We start from the raw sequence: 19,274 nt of genomic DNA on the forward strand, positions 1-19,274 counted from the left end.
GATGACTATGCCCGGAAATCTCAGCTTTGATGACCTGAAGGCCCGTGTCGCCGACGGCACGATCGACACCGTTCTGGCCTGCTTTCCCGACATGCAGGGGCGGCTGATGGGCAAACGGTTTCATGCCGTCAACTTTGTCGAGACATCGTTCAAGGAAACCCATTGCTGCAATTACCTGCTGGCCACCGATCTGGAAATGGCAACACCCGATGGATATGCGGCCACGAGTTGGGAAAAGGGGTATGGCGACTATGTGATGGCGCCTGATCTGACGACCATCCGCCTTTTGCCATGGCTGGAAGGGACAGCCATGGTGATCTGCGATATTCTGGATCACCACACACATGCACCGGTACCCCATGCACCCAGACAGGTTCTGAAAACCCAGATCGCCCGACTCAAGGCGCTGGGCTTTGATGCGATGATGGCGACCGAGCTTGAGTTCTTCCTCTTTGAGCAAAGCTTTGACGATATCCGCAAGGGGGGCTTTCGCGATCTGACCCCGATCAGCGGCTATAACGAGGATTATCACATCCTGCAGACCACGAAGGAAGAAGGCGTGATGCGCCCGATCCGCAATCATCTTTTTGGTGCTGGCCTGCCTGTCGAGAATTCCAAAGGCGAAGCCGAAACCGGTCAGGAAGAAATCAACATCCGCTACGCAGAGGCATTGGCCTGTGCGGACCACCACACGATTGCAAAAAACGCGATCAAGGAAATCGCATGGCAGCACGGATGTGCGGCCTCCTTCTTGCCAAAGTGGCACCATGACAAGGTGGGCAGTTCATCGCATGTGCATCAATCCCTTTGGACGGGTGAAACACCGGCCTTCTACGATCCCGAAGCTGATCTGGGCATGTCGGAACTGATGAAAAACTATATGGCCGGGCTGATCGCCTACGCACCCGACTACACCTTTTTTCTGGCCCCCTACATCAACAGCTACAAACGCTTTGCCAAGGGTACCTTCGCGCCAACCAAAACCGTGTGGTCTGTGGACAATCGCACCGCCGGTTTCCGGCTTTGCGGCGATGGCACCAGCGGCGTGCGCGTTGAATGCCGTATCGGTGGGTCGGATCTGAACCCCTATCTGGCGCAGGCCGCGATGCTGGCTGCCGGCATCAAGGGGATCGCGGACAAGATGGAACTGGCCCCGCCAACACGCGGCGACGTCTACGAAGATGCCAAGGCCCAAGACATCCCGCAAACCCTGCGCGCCGCCACCGAAACCCTGCGCAATTCGGCATTTCTGCGCGCCGCGATGGGCGATGATGTGATTGATCACTACACCCGCTGCGCCGAATGGGAACAGGAAGAATTTGACCGCGTGGTGACCGATTGGGAAATCGCCCGCGGGTTTGAAAGGGCATAGACATGATCCGCTGTATCTCTCCGATTGACGGGTCGGTCTATGCCGAACGCCCCACGCTTTCGACCGACGACGCCACTGCTGCAGTGGCGCGGGCGCAAGCGGCCCAGGCCGCCTGGGCCGCCCGACCGCTGGCCGAACGGATCGCACTTGTGCAGGAAGGCGTGGCGGCGGTTGGTCAGATGAATGATGCAATCGTCCCCGAACTGGCCCATCAGATGGGGCGTCCCATCCGCTATGGCGGCGAATTTGGCGGCTTTCACGAGCGCGCCAGTTATATGGCCCAGATCGCCGAGGATGCTCTGGCCGATATCGTGGTCGAGGACAGCGCCGATTTTCGCCGCGTGATCAAGCGGGTTCCGCATGGTGTTGTTCTGGTGGTGGCCCCCTGGAACTATCCCTACATGACCGCGATCAACACCGTCGCCCCCGCCCTGATTGCGGGTAATTCTGTTATGCTGAAACATGCCAGCCAGACCCCATTGGTCGGCGAACGGATGGCGCAGGCATTCCACGACGCCGGCGTTCCCGAGGACGTCTTTATCAATGTGTTTCTGGATCATCAGACCACATCAGACCTGATCGCCGCCCGATCCTTTGGTTTTGTCAATTTCACAGGCTCCGTCGCCGGGGGGCAGGCCATTGCCGCCGCGGCCGCGGGCAGCTTTACCGGCGTTGGGCTCGAACTGGGGGGCAAGGATCCGGGCTATGTTTGCGATGACGCCGATCTGGACGCAGCCGCTGATACGCTGATTGACGGGGCGATGTTCAATTCCGGGCAATGCTGCTGCGGGATCGAACGGATTTATGTGGCTGAACGGCATTTTGATGCATTTGTCCAAAAGGCCGTCGGCATTGTGCAAAACTACAAGCTGGGCAACCCGCTGTATCCCGAGACCACGCTTGGGCCCATGGCGCATAAACGATTTGCCGATGAAGTGCGCGCCCAGATCGCCGAGGCGACTGCGCAAGGCGCCAAGGCCCATATCGCGACTTTTGCCGAAGATGATGGCGGGGCGTATCTGTCCCCGCAGATCCTGACCCATGTGACCCACGACATGCGCGTGATGCGCGATGAAAGCTTTGGCCCGGTTGTGGGCATCATGCCCGTGAAGGATGACGCCGAAGCGGTCCGGCTGATGAATGACAGCAATTTCGGTCTGACCGCATCGGTCTGGACACAGGACGTGACCCGTGCCGAAGCGATCGCGGATCAGATCGACACCGGAACGGTCTTTATGAACCGGGCAGATTACCTTGATCCGGGTCTGTGCTGGACCGGCTGCAAAGATACCGGTCGCGGCGGCGGCCTGTCTGTGATCGGCTATCACAACCTGACCCGCCCGAAATCCTACCATCTCAAGAAGGCCTGACAGATGTCACTTACTGCAAATTGGTCCTACCCCACTGCCGTGCGTTTTGGCGCAGGGCGCATCGCCGAGATCGCCGATGCCTGCGCGGCGGCCGGCATCACCAAGCCGCTGCTGGTCACTGACAGGGGGCTGGCGGATATGCCGATTACAACGCGCACGCTTGATCTGTTAGAGGCTGCGGGCCTTGGCCGCGCGATCTTTGCAGATGTAGACCCGAACCCGAATGAAAAAAACGCCGCCGCCGGTGTGCAGGCCTTCAAGGACGGCGGACATGACGGGGTGGTTGCATTCGGGGGCGGCTCTGGTCTGGATCTGGGCAAGCTTGTGGCCTTTCTTGCGGGCCAGACCCGCCCGTTATGGGATTTTGAGGATATCGGCGATTGGTGGACCCGCGCGGATGCCGATGCCATTGCCCCTATCGTAGCCGTCCCCACAACTGCCGGAACAGGGTCAGAGGTCGGGCGCGCGTCGGTCATCACCAATTCCGAGACCGCAGAAAAGAAAATTATCTTTCACCCCAAATTCCTGCCAAGCGTTGTCATCTGTGACCCCGAGCTGACGGTTGGCATGCCGCAATTCATCACCGCCGGAACCGGCCTTGATGCATTCGCACATTGTGTCGAGGCGTTCTGCTCGCCCCACTACCACCCGATGTCGCAGGGGATGGCGCTGGAAGGGATGCGGTTGGTCAAAGACTACCTGCCGCGCGCTTATGCGGATGGCGCGGATATCGAGGCCCGCGCGCATATGATGTCAGCAGCGGCGATGGGGGCCACGGCCTTTCAAAAGGGGCTGGGCGCGATACATGCGCTGTCCCACCCCATTGGCGCGATGTATCATACGCATCACGGGACAACGAACGCAGTCTGCATGCCGGCAGTCCTGCAGTTCAACAAACCGGCCATCACAAAAGTAATCGGGCAGGCGGCCGATTATCTGGGGATTGCAGGCGGTTTTGACGGGTTCTGCGCCTATGTTGATGAATTGAATGCCTCACTTGCAATTCCCAAAACCCTTGGCGGGCTGGGTGTGACCGATCCTGATATCGACCGGATTGTTGCAGGCGCGCTGAACGATCCCAGTACCGGCGGGAACCCCATAACCATGACGGCGGACAACACACGCAAATTGTTACTTGCCTGTCTGTAGGCGTTTCCGATAGGAAACATCTCAACGAGATATCGGGAGAACCAGACCACTGGTGCCGAAGGAGCAACCGCCTCGGAAACTCTCAGGCTACAGGACCGATATCGGGAAACGACAACTCTGGAGAGTGGTGCCACATGCACCCGCCGAAGGGATAACGATCTCAGGCGCCCGGACAGAGGAGGCACTGGCGCGCAGGTCTGACCCTGCGCAAATGTGGTGCCGCTTGATTGATCTGAAATCTCGCTGGCTTGAAGAAAGCGAGGGCGCGATGTCAGACCTCAAGACCACGCCACTGCATGCATTGCATCTGGCAAACGGGGCCAAGATGGTTCCTTTTGCCGGTTATGACATGCCGGTCCAGTATCCGCTGGGCGTGATGAAAGAACACCTTCATACCCGCGCCAAGGCCGGTCTTTTTGATGTAAGCCATATGGGCCAGGTGAGTGTGCGCGGCCCCCGTTATGCAGACGCCGCTCGCGGACTGGAAGCGCTTGTGCCTGTCGATATTCTGGGGCTTGCCGAAGGCAGGCAGCGCTATGGCTTTTTCACAAATGACGCAGGCGGGATTTATGATGATCTGATGCTGGCCAATCGGGGGGACCACATTTTTGTGGTTGTGAATGCGGCCTGCAAAGCTGCTGACATTGCCCGAATGAAAGCGGCGCTGGAACCGGGGCTGACAGTGACCGAGATCGCCGATCGCGCATTGCTCGCGTTGCAGGGGCCAATGGCGCAGGATGTTCTGGCGGCACTGGATCCGCGGGCAGCGGCGATGACATTCATGGATGTCGCAACACTTGATTTGAACGGTGTGGCGGCCTGGGTGTCACGCTCGGGCTATACGGGTGAGGACGGGTACGAGATTTCGGTGCCTGCCGCGGCAGCCGAAGATATCGCAGGCGCGCTTCTGGCGCATCCGGATGTGGAACTGATCGGGTTGGGCGCGCGCGACTCGCTGCGGTTGGAAGCCGGGCTTTGTCTTTATGGTCACGATATTGATGCCGGCACATCCCCGGTTGAGGGGGCGCTGACATGGGCGATCCAAAAGGTGCGTCGCGCTGGTGGTGACCGGGCAGGGGGCTTTCCGGGGGCTGTGCGGATCCTTGAACAATTGGCCAATGGCGCAACGCGCAAGCGGGTCGGGTTGCTGCCGGAAGGCCGTGCGCCCATGCGCGCAGGCGTGCCCCTGTTTGCAGGCGCGGACGGGGGTGATCCGATTGGTGCCGTCACCTCGGGCGGCTTTGGCCCGACGGTCGGCGGACCGGTCGCGATGGGGTACGTCGCGGCGGATCACACGACAATCGGCCAGACCATCTATGGTGAATTGCGGGGCAAGCGCCAACCGCTGACGGTCACAAAGATGCCGTTCACGCCAGCCAATTTCAAAAGATAGCAAGGGAGAGACATGATGAAATACACCGAAGAACATGAATGGCTGCGCGCCGAGGACGATGTTTATGTTGTTGGCATTACGGAACACGCGACAACGCAATTGGGCGATCTGGTCTTTGTCGAATTGCCCGAAGTTGGCGACACAGTTGTCAAAGATGACGAGATTGTCGTGATCGAAAGCGTCAAGGCGGCCTCGGACATTCTGGCGCCGATTGATGGCGAAATTACCGAAGTGAATACCGCACTGGTTGATGACCCAAGCCTTGCCAATAGTGACGCCGTTGGCGCCGGCTGGTTCTTCAAGATCAGACCGTCCGACCCCGCGCAGCTTGACGCGATGATGGATGAAGCCGCCTATAACGCGATGATTGGCTAGGAGACCGCAGCAATGACCTTCACGCCGACTGACTATCTGCCCTATGATTTCGCCAATCGTCGCCATATCGGACCGTCACCTGCCGAAATGGACGCGATGTTGCAGGTTGTCGGGGCAAAGGACCTGGATGCGCTGATTGACGACACCCTTCCGCCAAAAATCCGGCAGAAGGCGCCACTTGATTTCGGCAAGGCCAAGTCCGAACGGGAATTGCTGCATCATATGCGTGTCACCGCATCAAAAAACAGGGTGCTGACCTCTTTGATCGGGCAGGGCTATCATGGCACGGTCACGCCCCCGGCTATTCAACGGAATATCCTGGAAAACCCGGCCTGGTACACGGCCTATACGCCATATCAGCCCGAGATATCGCAGGGGCGCCTTGAGGCGCTGTTGAACTACCAGACCATGATATCCGATCTGACGGGTTTGGATATCGCCAACGCCTCACTCCTCGATGAGGCGACCGCCTGCGCCGAGGCGATGACCATGGCGCAGCGGATCAGCAAATCCAAGCAGCCCGGCTTTTTCGTCGATGAAAATTGCCATCCGCAAAATATCGCGGTGATGCGGACACGGGCGCAACCGCTGGGGATCGAGATTGTTGTCGGCAATCCTGATACGCTGGATCCGACGCAGGTTTTCGGGGCGATTTTCCAGTATCCGGGAACGCATGGGCATATCCGCGACTTTACGCCCGAAATCGCAAAGCTACATGAGAATAAGGCGATCGGCGTTGTCTCGGCTGATCCGCTGTCATTGACCTTGTTGAAAGAACCCGGTGCCATGGGGGCCGATATCGCGGTGGGGACCACCCAACGCTTTGGCGTGCCGATTGGCTATGGTGGGCCACATGCGGCCTATATGGCGACCAAGGCCAGCTATGCGCGCAACATGCCCGGACGCATTGTGGGCGTTTCCGTCGACAGTCACGGCAACCGGGCTTACCGGCTGTCATTGCAAACGCGTGAACAACATATTCGCCGTGAAAAGGCGACATCGAATGTCTGTACCGCGCAGGCACTCTTGGCCGTTATGGCCGGGTTTTACGCGGTGTTTCATGGCCCCGAAGGCCTTAAGGCAATTGCCCAACGCATCCACCGCAAAACCGCCCGCCTTGCCGAAGGGCTAAAGCAGGCAGGTTTTGCGGTGCGTCCGGCCAGCTTTTTTGACACGATCACCGTTGATGTAGGCCCGCTGCAGGCAGCCGTGATCAAATCGGCGCTGGACGAGGGGATCAATCTGCGTGCTGTCGGGACGACCCAGGTTGGCATCACCCTTGATGAACGGACCCGCCCTGCCACAATTGAAGGCGTCTGGCGCGCCTTCGGGATTGACCGCAAGGACAAGGACTACACCCCGCATTACCAGATGCCAGAAAAGCTGATCCGGACAACCGATTTCCTGACCCATCCGGTCTTTCACATGAACCGGGCCGAAACAGAGATGATGCGTTACATGCGACGTCTGGCGGACAGGGATCTGGCACTGGATCGGGCGATGATACCGCTGGGATCCTGCACGATGAAGCTGAACGCGGCTGCCGAGATGATGCCGGTCAGCTGGCGCGAATTCTCGCAGTTGCATCCGTTCTGCCCCAAGGATCAGGCGGCGGGGTATACTGAAATGATTGATGATCTGTCCGCAAAGCTCTGTGACATCACAGGCTATGATGCGATTTCGATGCAGCCAAATTCGGGCGCACAAGGCGAATATGCAGGTCTGTTGACCATCGCAAGCTATCATCGCGCCAACGGGCAGGGCCATCGCAATATCTGCCTGATCCCGATGAGCGCGCATGGCACAAATCCGGCCTCTGCCCAGATGGTGGGATGGAAGGTCGTGCCGGTCAAATCGGCCGAGAATGGCGATATTGATGTGGCGGATTACAAAGCCAAGGTTGCAGAACACAAAGATAACCTTGCCGGGTGCATGATCACCTATCCATCTACCCACGGGGTCTTCGAGGAAACCGTGATCGAGGTATGCAAGATCACCCATGCGGCGGGCGGGCAGGTCTATATCGACGGTGCGAATATGAATGCCATGGTCGGCCTGAGCCGCCCCGGTGATCTGGGCGGGGATGTCAGCCATCTGAACCTGCACAAGACCTTTTGCATCCCGCATGGCGGGGGTGGTCCGGGTATGGGGCCGATTGGTGTCAAGGATCACCTGATCGCCCATTTGCCGGGCGATCCCAATGACGGCGAAGGTGCGGTCAGTGCGGCGCCTTACGGGTCCCCATCGCTGCTGCCGATCTCATGGGCATATTGCCTGATGATGGGTGGGGAGGGGCTGACCCAGGCGACGCGGGTGGCGATCCTGAATGCCAACTATATTGCCAAACGCCTCGAAGGGGCGTTTGACGTTCTTTACAAGGGCCCTTCGGGCCGGGTGGCCCATGAATGTATCATTGATACCCGCCCCTTTGCTGACAGTGCGGGGGTCACCGTCGATGACATTGCAAAGCGTCTGTCTGATTGCGGTTTTCACGCGCCCACCATGTCTTGGCCGGTTGCAGGCACATTGATGATTGAACCCACCGAGTCCGAGACCAAGGCCGAACTCGACCGTTTTTGCGATGCGATGCTGGGGATCAGGGACGAGATCCGTGCGATTGAGGATGGCGCAATGGACCCGTTGAACAACCCGCTGAAGAACGCACCGCACACGATGGAAGACCTCGTCAAGGATTGGGACCGTCCCTACACCCGGGAAACGGGGTGTTTTCCGCCCGGTGCCTTTCGGGTGGACAAATACTGGCCGCCGGTCAATCGCGTCGACAATGTCTGGGGCGACCGCAACCTGACCTGCACATGCCCACCCATGACCGACTATGCCGAGGCCGCAGAATGAAGTTCGGCCCGGCTGCAGGCAAGGGCGTGATCACGCATTAACATGGACAGCACGACCGGAGTTTGACTTAATGCTGTTACGCATTGCTGATCAACGTCATCAAGTCGTGGATCCAATAGGGGGAAGTATTTCATGAGACTATCTATGGTTTCGTCAGTCGTCGTCGCAACAGTGATCGGCGCATCAACCGCGCAGGCCGAAACGCTGCGGCTGCTGACATGGGGCGGCTATGCGCCCGAAGACGTGATTGCGATGTTCGAGGCCGAGACCGGCCATACCGTCGAGGTGACCACCTCCAACAACGAGGAAATGATCGCCAAGCTGCGTGCCACAAATGGGGGTGGCTTTGATCTTGCGCAGCCAAGTCAGGACCGGATCACAAGCGCCCAGGAAGAGTTCGGCATTTACAAGCCCATCGACATGTCCCGTGTGAATGCGGATTTGTTCATTCCGTCGATGTTGTCCGCAACGGCCGGGAACACCACCTATGACGGCGAGGTTTACGGCCTGCCGCATGTCTGGGGAACCAGTGGTCTGGTGGTGAACACCGCAATGGCTGGCGATGTGCAGGACTATGTCGATCTGTGCGATGCATCGGTTGCGGGCAAGGTGTCTTACCGCCTCAAGCGCCCGACTTTGATCGGGTTTGCCTATTCCATGGGCCTTGATCCTTTTGCCGCCTATGGCGACACCGACGCCTATCAGGGCATCCTTGACGCGGTTGAGACAAAGCTGACCGACTGCAAGCAGAACGTAAAGACCTATTGGGATGGCGGGGATGAGATCAAGAACCTGCTCCGCTCGGGCGAGGTTGTGGCCTCGATGGCCTGGGATACGGGCGGCTGGCAGCTGAACGCGGACAATCCCGATATCACGTTTGTCGCCCCCAAAGCCGGTGCATTGGGCTGGATCGACACGTTTGTGCTGCCTGCCCGCGGACGGGCTGATGATGCGGCTTATGACTGGATCAACTTTGTGATGCGTCCGGATGTTGCCGCGATGATCACCAATACTGCGGGCAACTTCACGGCGGCCGTTGATGGCGATGCAGGGGTCAGTGCTGATCTCAAGGCCCGTTATCAGCGCAGCTTTGATCAGACCGCGATTGATAACATCAAGTGGTACCCGCCCGTGCCTGCCGGGCTGGAAGCGCTGGAAGGCGCCACGCTCGACCGGATCAACGCGGCGAACTGAACCCGTCTAATCAATCGGCAAAAGGGCACCCTGCGGTGCCCTTTTTGATCCTGCGAGGTTGCAGATTTGGCAAGCGCCCATCCCGATCTGGTATGTCAGGACCTGACCAAGGATTTTGACGCGTTCCGCGCGGTTGATCATGTCAGTTTCGAGGTGCCGCAAGGGTCCTTCTTTTCCATCCTCGGCCCTTCGGGCTGCGGGAAGACAACATTGCTGCGGATGATTGCGGGGTTCCAGTCACCGACTGGTGGCGATCTGCGGATCAAAGGCAAGTCGATGATCGGGGTGCCGCCCAACAGGCGGCCGGTGTCGATGGTGTTTCAACATCTGGCGTTGTTTCCGACGATGAATATCGGGGATAATGTGGGCTTTGGGTTGCGGCAGCGCGGCCTTGCCAAGGCCGAGATCAAGACCCGCGTCGGCGAGGTTCTGGAACGGGTCGGCCTGCCCGGGGTGTCGGCCCGCCGGGTGGATCAGCTTTCAGGTGGCCAAAAGCAGCGGGTGGCCATCGCCCGGTGCATGGTGCTGGAACCTGATTTGCTGCTGCTGGATGAACCACTGGGCGCGCTTGACCTGAAGCTGCGAGAACACATGAAGGTCGAGTTGAAATCGCTTCAGGCCGCGTTCAACACAACCTTTGTCTACATCACCCATGACCAGTCCGAAGCGCTGGTGATGAGCGACAATATCGCCGTGATGAACAAAGGCCGGTTCGAACAGATCGGCCCGCCACACGCGGTTTATCACGCACCTGACACGCCCTTTGTCGCGGGGTTCGTTGGCGAGGCGAACAAGATCAACGCGACCATCACCGCGATCAACGGCCAGATGATGACCCTTGCGACCGCCGGGGCCGAGGTCAAGGTGCAGCGGGCGGGTGCCGACCTTGCGATTGGCCAGGATGTGCAGGTCTTTCTGCGTCCCGAGGCGATTGAATTGCTTGCCGCCGATCCGGGCGATGCGCTGAATGTCTGCCGGGGTGTGGTGGATACAGTGCTGTTCAACGGGGCCAACAGCAGCGTGACCATACGCGATGATCGTGGTGGTTTGCTGAAAGTTGCGCTGCCGCAGACCGGCAGTTTCGCAAGCCTGCGCAAAGGTGACACCGTCTTCACCCGCTGGCAGCCGGATCAGGCCCGCTGCTATCCGGCGACGAAGGGGTAGGCCATGAACGCTGACGCCTCTCGTCTGGGGTTCTACCTATTGCTTGCGCCCATCCTTCTATGGCTGGTCGTGCTGATCATTCTGCCGCATATCGGCCTGTTTGTGGTGTCCATCAGCGAACGTGTCGGCCCGCGCGAGTACGAGACCGGCCTTGGGAACTACGCGGCCTTCTTTGGTGAACCACTTTATTGGCGGACTTTTGCGCGCACGGCGATCATGTCGATCCTTGCGACAGCCCTGACGCTGATCCTCGGCTTTCCGATTGCCTATTACATCGCCAAGCTGACCCGGGGGCGGACCAAAACAACCTTGTTTTTGATGTGCATGATCCCGTTCTGGGTGTCCGAGCTGGTGCGCACATTCGGCTGGATGATCCTGTTGCGCGAAACAGGCGTGATCTCGAACCTCTTGCAATATCTCGGGCTGGTCACCGGCCCGGTTGAGATGCTGTATAATGACGCCGCCATCATGGTGGGGCTTGTCTATACGTCGATCCTGTTCATGGTTGTGCCGCTGGTGACGACCCTGGACAGCCTTGACGACAGCCTGATCGAGGCGGGTTATGATCTGGGTGGCACAAGCACGTCCATCATGCGCGAGATCGTGATCCCGCATGCAATGCCGGGGATCGTGTCGGGGTGCATCGTCGTCTTTATGCTGTCACTGGGGAACTACCTGACGCCGATCCTGTTGGGGGGAAAGGACAGCCTGTGGTTCACAGGCATGATCTATACGCAATTCATCACCCGCTTTAATTGGGAACTGGGGTCGGCGTTCGGGTTTTTGTTGCTGGCGCTTTCGTCCTTGGTGGTTTTTGTGGGGCTTAAACTGTCCGGGCAGTCGCTGTCTGAAACGATGGGGCGCCGATGATCCCCACCGTCCCGCAGCCCGGCTTTGCCAAGTGGTGCTACCGCGCCTATGTGACGCTGTTCTTTGTCTATCTTGCGCTGCCATTGACGGTTGTTTGCGTTTTTGCCTTCAACAACAGCGTTTTCCCGTCGCTTCCATGGGAAGGGTTCACGCTGGCGTGGTTTTTCGGAACCGAGGCACCGTTTATCGGCGTTTTTCAAGAGCGGGCGATCATGCGGTCGATCGGGACATCCGCGTTTGTTGCCTTTTGGGTGTCGGGGTTTGCCGTGGCCGTCGGGACCTGCAACGCGTTCCTGTTTGTGCGCCATGATTTTCGGGGCAAGGCGGTGCTATATATGCTGATGCTGTTGCCGCTGATCATTCCGGGCGTGATCCTGGGCATTTCGATCTTGGTCTTTTCCAGCTCTGTTGCGAACGCGCTGGAGGATGCGACTGACATGTGGTTCGACGGGCTGCGCCCCGGCCTGATCCTTGTTATTCTAGGGCAGTTTTCGTTCATCACGACCTTCGCCACGCTGGTGATTTCGGCACGCCTGCAAAAGTTCGATCCAAGCCTCGAGGAAGCCGCATTGAACCTTGGTGCAAGCAAATGGGGGGCGATCCGTCAGATCACGTTGCCGTTTCTGCTGCCGGCGATTGTGGCCTCTGCGGTGGTGTCGGTCCTGATGAGTTTCGAGAATTTCAACACCACGTTAATGCTGGTGGGTTCGGATTCGCCGCTGACAATCACCATGTTCGATAAACTGAAACAAGGATCAACGCCGGTTTTGAATGCGGTCTCGCTTCTCTTGATCATTGTGTCTGCGGCACTTGGGCTTTTGTCGCTATTATTTCAAAACGCCCGGCGCTAATCCGTAATAATGTCGTCTTTCGGCGCGTCCATGGCCACATGCAGACCGGCCTTTCGCCAGCCCTCAAACGCCTTTTGAACAAGTGGCCCGGTGAAATAGTGAAAGACCATTTCGCGAGGGATATCCTGCTCAAAGCTCGGGAACACCTTTAGCAGGGATTGCTTTGCGTCTTCAGCCGCCGCCGCATTCCCAAGTTCGGCATGAAACCATGCCAGATGGGCGTAGTACCATGCAAAGCCCGGCATCGGCACCTTTTCGATTTCAAGCAGTGCAGCCTGCCAGAAGTCACCCAGCGCAAACCGCCATGCATGCGCATAGTGATACCAGCCGGGGTGAATAGGGCTCAACGCGATGGCCTTGTCCAACAGGGGGATAGCCTTGTCAAATTCGCCCAGAAACGCGTGGCAATGGCCGATTTCGGCAAGGATGTCGGCATGCCCGGGATTAAGATCAAGCGCGGTGCGGGCCGCGTCCCGAAACCCGGGCAGATCCCCGCTGTGAAACTGGCACAGCGCAAGGGCCATATAAGCGAACCCGCTTTGCGGGTCGCTGGCAACCGCATGTTTGGCCGCGTCCAGCCCCAGCAAGGTTGCGTTGACATCGAAGCGTTCGTTCAGGTGGTATCGCTGTTCCTCCAGCAATAGCAGCGCGTAGGCAGCCCAGCCGTCAGATGAGGACGGATCGTTCTTTAACAGCGCTGGCAGTCGGTCGCGCAGTTCAAAATGCAGGGCCGGGTCATAGGTCTTGTAGAATTCGTAGAACTGGCCGACAGCAGCATAGACATCCCATGTGGTCGTTTGCCCTGCCCGGGTCCGTGCGCGCAGGCGACTGCCCAGATCCCCATGCTGGCTAGCCACACGCCCGGCCGTCAAAAGGCCGATTTCGTTTTGCACCTCAAAGATGGCGTCGGGCGTACAGGGCCGGTCGAACTGCTCGGACAGCGCGATGTCACCGGTATGCGCATCGCTGACCTGAACAGTGACGCGCATGCGTTCCGGCGCGCGGCGCAGACTGCCCTCGACGATAAAGTCGACGTCATAGGTGGTCACAAGGTCCGCATGCGCGGCACCGGTGGTCTGATGATGGATTGCCGTCAGATGGGACAATACCTTGAGATTGCGAAAGCGGGTCAGGCTGCTGATCACCTCTTCGCTAAGGCCGTCGGCGATGCATCTATCCGCGTCAGATGTGCTGAGGCTGCGAAACGGCAGGACCGCAATCAGGGGCCTGTCCGCCTTGGGGCGATCGGTTGAGGGTATCGGTGTCACCGGCGCCGCAAGCCGAAATCCCACACCATGCACTGTTTCAATGACCGCTTGTGCAGCGCCAGTATCGCCGACGGCGCGCCGGGCCTCTTTTATGGCGGTCGATAATGTTGCGTCGGTGACGATCCGGCCGTCCCAGACCTGGGCGATCAGATCATCCTTGCTGACGATTTGCCCGTTGACTGCGATCAGGGCACGCAGAATGCCCAGCGATTGGCGCGTCAGCCGTGTCACCCGCCCTGCACGGGTAGCTGTCATCTGGTCGAGATCAATCGCGGTATCTGCGAGCATGATTTTCATGGCCCGCAGGCTACCCCGCCGGCCCGCAATAGCAAAGCCTCAGCAAATCTCAGATACTTCTCAGGTTTCTCTCAAGCTTGGCGGGTCCGGGCGGCGTATCTGCTTTCTCAACCCCGCGCTGGGGCGCATGATGGAAAGGATCGCAGATGAAATATCGTAACGCCTTGCCGCAGCTTGCCGGCAAACAGATGATCACAGATGGCGGGCTGGAAACCAGCCTGATTTTTCGCGACGGCATTGAACTACCCCTTTTTGCGGCGTTCAAGGCGCTTGAGACTGATGCGGGTATGGCCGCAATCGACAGCTACATGACACAGTTCGCCGAAATGGCGCGGCGCGAAAAACGCGGGTTTGTGATGGACACGCCGACCTGGCGGGCCAGTGCAAGATGGGCTGCCGAACTGGGCATGACAGAGGATATGCTGCGCGCGCTGCACCGCGAAACCGTGTGCTATCTGGATGGATTGCGGGACCGGCTAGAGGTGTCAGGCGACAGCCCGTTTGTGATCAATGGTGTCATTGGGCCGCAGGATGATGGCTATGCCCCAGCCCGGATACTCAGCGTGGCGCAGGCCGAGGCTTATCACGCCGCACAGGTCGGCTGGTTTGATGCGTTTGGCGCCGATATGATCTCGGCGCTGACCATGACCTACACCGCCGAGGCGCATGGCATTACCCGCGCTGCCAAAGCCCGCAACATGCCTGTTGCGATTGCGTTCACCGTTGAGACCGACGGGCGGTTGCCATCGGGTGAACCGCTTGGCAACGCGATTGCCGCGATTGACGCCTGCACCGACAGCTATCCGGCCTATTACATGATCAATTGCGCCCATCCCGATCACTTTGCCCATGTGTTGCAGGGCGATTGGACGGGTCGGATCATGGGGATGCGCGCCAATGCATCACGCATGAGCCATGCAGAGCTGGACGCGGCCGAGGCGCTGGATGATGGCGACCCGGCTGAGCTGGGCGCGCTTTACGCCAGTCTGTTATCCGTGTTGCCGAACCTGCGGGTTCTGGGCGGCTGCTGTGGGACCGACCACCGGCATGTGGCAGCAATCTGCGCGGCCACCAGCGGCACCTGAAATATCGAAATGCCGGGTGCGACACGCACCCCCAAAAGAACTGCCGCCTGCGAATTTCACCGCAGGTGTTCAGTGAACATGACCCCAAAACACATGATTGAAAGGAAACGAAATGTTCAAATCTACGCTCTCTGCTCTGGCCCTGGTGGCCAGTACCGGTTTTGCCACTGCCGGTGGCGCGCCCATGTCCTTTGACGTGGCCGAAGACCTGTCGCGCTTTGTCTTTGCCCAAGCGCCGGTTTTTGATGACGGCATGCCCGCTTTTGGCAATGCCTTTATTACCCAAGGCTATATCTACGAAGACGGCACACTTGATGGCGGCGCCGAAGGTACGCTTGCCGATGGCAGCTCGGCTTTTCCCGATAAGGTCATCGGTCGCTGGACCTGTGACGGCTACTTTGTGGGCGAGGGGGCGCGCACCACGTCCGGCGCAATGGTGATTACGCGGCAGGTTTTCGAATTCGACACGGGTGAAATCCTGATCAATCAGGGCGCTGAACTGGCGGATGTCAATGTGATTGCCCCCCGGGTGATTACCGGCGGTACAGGTGCCTTTGCCAAGCTCAGCGGTGAGATGACACAGACGCTGCTGGGCATGACTGACGGCTATGGCGTGCGTTTATCCGTCGATGTCGCACCAGAGCAGCATGCATCACTTGACGTGCAATTGGATGAAATCGTTGATGATTGATCCGCATCACCCCTGGCGCGCAAGCGTCGGGGGTGCTGTTTGGGTTGTCTTGGACGACACAGAAAGAAAGGAACAGGATATGTGCATACTGCATCCGCCATTCCGGCTTGCCAACGCGAATGATGCCAGCCGCCTGGCAGCACTTGTGAATTTCGCAGGCGATGGGTTGCCGCTTTATCTATGGCAGAAACGGGCCAAACCCGGTGAGGACCCCTGGCAGATCGGTCGTGATCGACAGGCTGAAAAGGCAACGGACGGCACGGTTGTCGTCATGGATGATGGCGACGGTGCTGTGGCCAGCCTGACCGGCTACGTGATCGGGGCAGGGCCCGAGCCGATTGATCCGGGCCTTTCCGCATTGCTGCGTCCGTTGCTGGAGCTTGAGAATATGGCTCTGAACAGCTGGTACGTGAATGTGCTGGCTTGCTACCCGGCACGGCGGGGCGCGGGGATTGGCACAGGCCTCTTGGACATTGCCGAACAATTGGCGCGGGCGGCGGGCCTAGGCCGCATGAGCGTTATTGTTGCCGATGACAATACCGGCGCCCGGCGGCTTTATGAACGGCACGGTTTCAAATTCGCGGCCAGCGCCCCCTGTGCCAAACAAGACTGGGACGCAGCCACCAAGGAATGGCAGTTAATGATCCGGACGCTTTCGCCGCGAGGGTCCTGACCCTAGAATGCGTCCTCAAGCGCGCCGGCATCGACAAGTGCCTGATATTTTTCCTGGTCAAACCACCAGAAGTCGACACCGCGGTTAAAGTCATAGGGGGCGGGTTGATCAGGCATACCAAAGATATCCCAGACCGCGACCCGGTGTGCGCCCAGATGCCAATTTCCGATCCAGATGTTCTTGACCCGCAGCACCCGGTCCAGTGCCCGCGCGGCGACCGTTAGCTCTTCGCGGGTTTCTGACTGCACGGCACGTTCGATCAGCGCATCCACAACAGGGTCGGCGAGACCTGTAAGGTTGTTGCTGCCCTCGGCTGCTGCCGCTTCCGAGCCGTAAAAGGCGCGCAATTCGGCACCGGGCGTGATTTGCACCTGCCAGGCCGTCGCAGACAGATCAAAATCGAATGTCTGGCGGCGTTCACTCCATGAGCTGGGGTCCAGAATTTCGAAATTGACGTCGATGCCAAGGGCCTGAAGGTTCTCGGTGAATGGCACCATCACCCGTTCCAGGCTGCGGCTGTCATCGGGGAATTCCAGCGACAACAGCTTGCCATCGGCGTTGCGCCGCATCCCGTCATCACCAACGATCCATCCGGCATCATCCAGCAGTTGCGATGCGGCGCGCAGGGCGGTGCGGTCCCGGGGGCTGCTGCTGCCAGCGTAAGGGATGTGCGGGGGTTCGGTGAAGACCTCGGGCGGTAGCTGATCGCGGAACGGTTCCAATATGGCCAGTTCCTCACCTTCGGGCAGGCCTGTCGCCTCCATATCGGTGTTTTCGAAAAAGCTGTCTGTTCGGTTATAGGTGCCGTAAAACAGTGTCTCGTTGGTCCATTCGAAATTAAACGCATATTCAAGCGCTTGCCGGACCCGGATATCCTGCAATATCGGTCTGCGGGTGTTGAACCAGATACCCTGCGCATTCGCGGGCCGGGCATCGGGAAGCAGCATTTGCTTGACCCAGCCTTTCTGGGCTGCGGGAAAATCATAACCCGTGGCCCAGGAGGCTGACCTGTACTCGACCCGCATGGTGTATTCACCGGCTGCAAATGCCTCTAACCCGACGGTGTCATCAACGAAATATTCGTAGGCAAAGCAGTCGAAATTGTTGCGCCCCACATTCACAGGCAGATCGGCTGCCCAGTAATCCGGGTCTCTGCAAAACGTGATCGTGCGGGGGGCATCCACGGATGTGACCATGTAGGGGCCAGAGCCAAGCGGCAGTTCCATCCAGGTTTCGTCAAACGGATTTTCGTCGTAGAAATGTGCGGGCAGGATTGCCAGCTCGGCCAGATCGCCGGGAAATGCGCTGCCCGCGCCTTCGGCAAGATCAAAGCGAACCCGCTGATCGCTCTCGGCGGTGACAGCAACCACATCGGCAAGCAAATTCCTGTAATAGGGGTGCCCGTCGGTCTTTAGCGCATTGATGGTGAATACAACATCATCCGCCGTGACCGGGGTGTCATCGTGAAACCGGGCCTCGGGGCGCAGGTTGAAGGCGACATATGATAGGTCTTCAGGATATTCGATGGTCTCTGCGAGCAGCCCGTAAAGGGCATCCGGCTCATCATAGGCCCGCGCCATCAGGCTATCATAGATATGCTGGCTGACCTCGGGGGCGCTGTCGCCCTTGATGATGAACGCATTGAGACTGTCAAAGGTGGGGGTCCCGAAAAGCTGCCGCTGGCTCATCGTGCCGCCTTTGGGCGCGTCCGGGTTTGCAAAGTCAAAATGGGTGAAATCAGGTCCATATTTCAGATCACCAAAGGCAGAATAGCCGTGGCTGATGGTGACCTCTGCATGTGCGGATGCGGCAACCACAATGGCTGTCAGGATCGCGGGGATACGTATGTTCATTGTGGTCTCCGGATTGGGTGCATCCAAGACACAACTCAACCGCAAAGGTGTCAAGGGATGCGCGTCCGGCACGATGTCGCATCGGCGCGAAATACGTGGTGTTGCGCCGACAATTGTGGTGGCTTGGGTGGTAAACTTGGCCGTGATCGGCATTTATCTTGATTGCGGATGAAAAATCATTTCCCATTTCGATGAATTGGGCGTATGAAATTTTAGGTAAAAATTTCATGAGATGACCCATGTCAGAAATCAGACCCATAAACCGAAACTCGCTTGGGGCTGATTTGCGGTCGTTGCGCAAGGCGCGGCACATGACATTGGCAGAACTGGCAAGCCGCCTTGACCGTTCTGTTGGATGGATGAGCCAGGTTGAACGCGACATTTCCGTGCCGACAATTGCGGATCTGCGCGCGCTGGCGGACGCGCTTGACGTCTCGGTGTCCAGCCTAGCGCATACTGGCGCGGTCGCGGGCGAAGAGGGTCTGATCGTGCGCAAAAATGCCCGCCGCCCCATTGGGTCACGGGCCCCCGGCCTTGTGGAATCGCTGCTCTCGCCGGATCTGACGGATGATTACGAGGTGCTGCATTCGACCTTTGCCCCGGGCGCAGTCAGCCCCGAGGCGCTGTGCCGCGACACAACAGAGATTGCGTATCTGATCAAAGGCCATTTCGATCTGTGGATCGAAGGCCGGTTGTTTCGGCTTGGTCCGGGCGACAGTTTCCGCCTGCGGGGGGAAACCTTCCGCTGGGCCAACTCTTATGACGAACCCTGCGAGATGATCTGGGTGATCTCGCCGCCGGTTTACTGATGGG

At 58.8% G+C, this 19,274-nt stretch carries 16 protein-coding genes and 1 riboswitch; of the genes, 14 read left to right on the forward strand and 2 right to left on the reverse strand.

Translation table 11 applies throughout. The features are described from left to right. Positions 1–7: 7 nt before the first annotated feature. From AABB31_RS17805 to AABB31_RS17850, 10 genes are all read left to right on the forward strand, one after another. Entirely contained in the window at positions 8–1,372 is a 1,365-nt protein-coding gene (locus tag AABB31_RS17805; RefSeq protein ID WP_342076866.1) for a glutamine synthetase family protein, read from the forward strand. A gap of 2 nt (positions 1,373–1,374) precedes the next feature. Further along, positions 1,375–2,742, forward strand: coding sequence for an aldehyde dehydrogenase family protein (locus AABB31_RS17810; RefSeq protein WP_342076865.1), 1,368 nt, complete (start codon positions 1,375–1,377; stop codon positions 2,740–2,742). A gap of 3 nt (positions 2,743–2,745) precedes the next feature. Next, positions 2,746–3,891, forward strand: coding sequence for an iron-containing alcohol dehydrogenase (locus AABB31_RS17815; RefSeq protein WP_342076864.1), 1,146 nt, complete (start codon positions 2,746–2,748; stop codon positions 3,889–3,891). Between the two features lie 23 nt (positions 3,892–3,914). Continuing rightward, a riboswitch (glycine riboswitch) is annotated at positions 3,915–3,999 on the forward strand. Positions 4,000–4,159: 160 nt separating this feature from the next. After that, complete coding sequence (gene gcvT / locus AABB31_RS17820) at positions 4,160–5,284, forward strand: glycine cleavage system aminomethyltransferase GcvT (protein ID WP_373635815.1); 1,125 nt, start codon at positions 4,160–4,162, stop codon at positions 5,282–5,284. A 15-nt stretch (positions 5,285–5,299) separates the two neighbouring features. Then, positions 5,300–5,659, forward strand: coding sequence for a glycine cleavage system protein GcvH (gene gcvH / locus AABB31_RS17825; RefSeq protein ID WP_342078950.1), 360 nt, complete (start codon positions 5,300–5,302; stop codon positions 5,657–5,659). Between the two features lie 12 nt (positions 5,660–5,671). Beyond that, a complete protein-coding gene (gene gcvP / locus AABB31_RS17830) occupies positions 5,672–8,515 on the forward strand; it encodes an aminomethyl-transferring glycine dehydrogenase (RefSeq protein WP_373635094.1) in 2,844 nt (947 codons plus the stop codon). A 132-nt stretch (positions 8,516–8,647) separates the two neighbouring features. Continuing rightward, entirely contained in the window at positions 8,648–9,709 is a 1,062-nt protein-coding gene (locus tag AABB31_RS17835; protein WP_373635095.1) for an extracellular solute-binding protein, read from the forward strand. Positions 9,710–9,775: 66 nt separating this feature from the next. Continuing rightward, positions 9,776–10,873, forward strand: a complete 1,098-nt coding sequence (locus AABB31_RS17840; protein WP_342076863.1) for an ABC transporter ATP-binding protein — start codon at positions 9,776–9,778, stop codon at positions 10,871–10,873. A 3-nt stretch (positions 10,874–10,876) separates the two neighbouring features. Next, positions 10,877–11,743, forward strand: coding sequence for an ABC transporter permease (locus AABB31_RS17845; protein WP_373635096.1), 867 nt, complete (start codon positions 10,877–10,879; stop codon positions 11,741–11,743). After that, positions 11,740–12,594 (forward strand): ABC transporter permease, encoded by an 855-nt coding sequence (locus tag AABB31_RS17850; protein WP_342076860.1) that lies wholly within the window; start codon positions 11,740–11,742, stop codon positions 12,592–12,594. Before AABB31_RS17845 ends, AABB31_RS17850 begins: the two co-directional genes overlap by 4 nt. Here AABB31_RS17850 and AABB31_RS17855 read toward each other — a convergent pair. Further along, positions 12,591–14,159 carry a winged helix-turn-helix domain-containing protein gene (locus tag AABB31_RS17855; protein ID WP_342076859.1) on the reverse strand — a complete coding sequence of 523 codons (1,569 nt, stop codon included), beginning with the start codon at positions 14,157–14,159 and terminating at the stop codon, positions 12,591–12,593. The two genes, AABB31_RS17850 and AABB31_RS17855, sit on opposite strands and share 4 nt — an antisense overlap. A gap of 146 nt (positions 14,160–14,305) precedes the next feature. Here AABB31_RS17855 and AABB31_RS17860 point away from each other — a divergent pair, with 146 nt between their 5' ends. From AABB31_RS17860 to AABB31_RS17870, 3 genes are all read left to right on the forward strand, one after another. Then, positions 14,306–15,244, forward strand: coding sequence for a homocysteine S-methyltransferase family protein (locus AABB31_RS17860; RefSeq protein WP_342076858.1), 939 nt, complete (start codon positions 14,306–14,308; stop codon positions 15,242–15,244). 112 nt (positions 15,245–15,356) lie between these two features. Continuing rightward, positions 15,357–15,935 (forward strand): hypothetical protein, encoded by a 579-nt coding sequence (locus tag AABB31_RS17865; RefSeq protein WP_342076857.1) that lies wholly within the window; start codon positions 15,357–15,359, stop codon positions 15,933–15,935. Positions 15,936–16,014: 79 nt separating this feature from the next. Then, positions 16,015–16,608: a GNAT family N-acetyltransferase gene (locus AABB31_RS17870; RefSeq protein ID WP_342076856.1), complete on the forward strand. Its 594-nt coding sequence runs from the start codon at positions 16,015–16,017 to the stop codon at positions 16,606–16,608. A 2-nt stretch (positions 16,609–16,610) separates the two neighbouring features. Here the strand turns inward: AABB31_RS17870 and AABB31_RS17875 are convergent, their stop codons facing one another. Then, a complete protein-coding gene (locus AABB31_RS17875) occupies positions 16,611–18,461 on the reverse strand; it encodes an extracellular solute-binding protein (RefSeq protein WP_373635098.1) in 1,851 nt (616 codons plus the stop codon). Positions 18,462–18,700: 239 nt separating this feature from the next. Here AABB31_RS17875 and AABB31_RS17880 point away from each other — a divergent pair, with 239 nt between their 5' ends. Further along, positions 18,701–19,270, forward strand: coding sequence for a helix-turn-helix domain-containing protein (locus AABB31_RS17880; protein WP_373635099.1), 570 nt, complete (start codon positions 18,701–18,703; stop codon positions 19,268–19,270). Positions 19,271–19,274 lie beyond the last annotated feature (4 nt).

Source organism: Yoonia sp. SS1-5 (genome assembly GCF_038443705.2).
Classification (GTDB): domain Bacteria; phylum Pseudomonadota; class Alphaproteobacteria; order Rhodobacterales; family Rhodobacteraceae; genus Yoonia; species Yoonia rhodophyticola.

Coding starts and splice junctions, on each gene's coding strand:
- AABB31_RS17865 (WP_342076857.1), top strand. CDS start 15,357: ATGTTCAAATCTACGCTCTCTGCTCTGGCCCTGGTGGCCAGTACCGGT.
- AABB31_RS17855 (WP_342076859.1), bottom strand. CDS start 14,159: ATGAAAATCATGCTCGCAGATACCGCGATTGATCTCGACCAGATGACA.
- AABB31_RS17805 (WP_342076866.1), top strand. CDS start 8: ATGCCCGGAAATCTCAGCTTTGATGACCTGAAGGCCCGTGTCGCCGAC.
- AABB31_RS17835 (WP_373635095.1), top strand. CDS start 8,648: ATGAGACTATCTATGGTTTCGTCAGTCGTCGTCGCAACAGTGATCGGC.
- AABB31_RS17850 (WP_342076860.1), top strand. CDS start 11,740: ATGATCCCCACCGTCCCGCAGCCCGGCTTTGCCAAGTGGTGCTACCGC.
- AABB31_RS17875 (WP_373635098.1), bottom strand. CDS start 18,461: ATGAACATACGTATCCCCGCGATCCTGACAGCCATTGTGGTTGCCGCA.
- AABB31_RS17880 (WP_373635099.1), top strand. CDS start 18,701: ATGTCAGAAATCAGACCCATAAACCGAAACTCGCTTGGGGCTGATTTG.
- AABB31_RS17845 (WP_373635096.1), top strand. CDS start 10,877: ATGAACGCTGACGCCTCTCGTCTGGGGTTCTACCTATTGCTTGCGCCC.
- gcvT (WP_373635815.1), top strand. CDS start 4,160: ATGTCAGACCTCAAGACCACGCCACTGCATGCATTGCATCTGGCAAAC.
- gcvP (WP_373635094.1), top strand. CDS start 5,672: ATGACCTTCACGCCGACTGACTATCTGCCCTATGATTTCGCCAATCGT.
- AABB31_RS17815 (WP_342076864.1), top strand. CDS start 2,746: ATGTCACTTACTGCAAATTGGTCCTACCCCACTGCCGTGCGTTTTGGC.
- AABB31_RS17810 (WP_342076865.1), top strand. CDS start 1,375: ATGATCCGCTGTATCTCTCCGATTGACGGGTCGGTCTATGCCGAACGC.
- AABB31_RS17860 (WP_342076858.1), top strand. CDS start 14,306: ATGAAATATCGTAACGCCTTGCCGCAGCTTGCCGGCAAACAGATGATC.
- AABB31_RS17870 (WP_342076856.1), top strand. CDS start 16,015: ATGTGCATACTGCATCCGCCATTCCGGCTTGCCAACGCGAATGATGCC.
- gcvH (WP_342078950.1), top strand. CDS start 5,300: ATGAAATACACCGAAGAACATGAATGGCTGCGCGCCGAGGACGATGTT.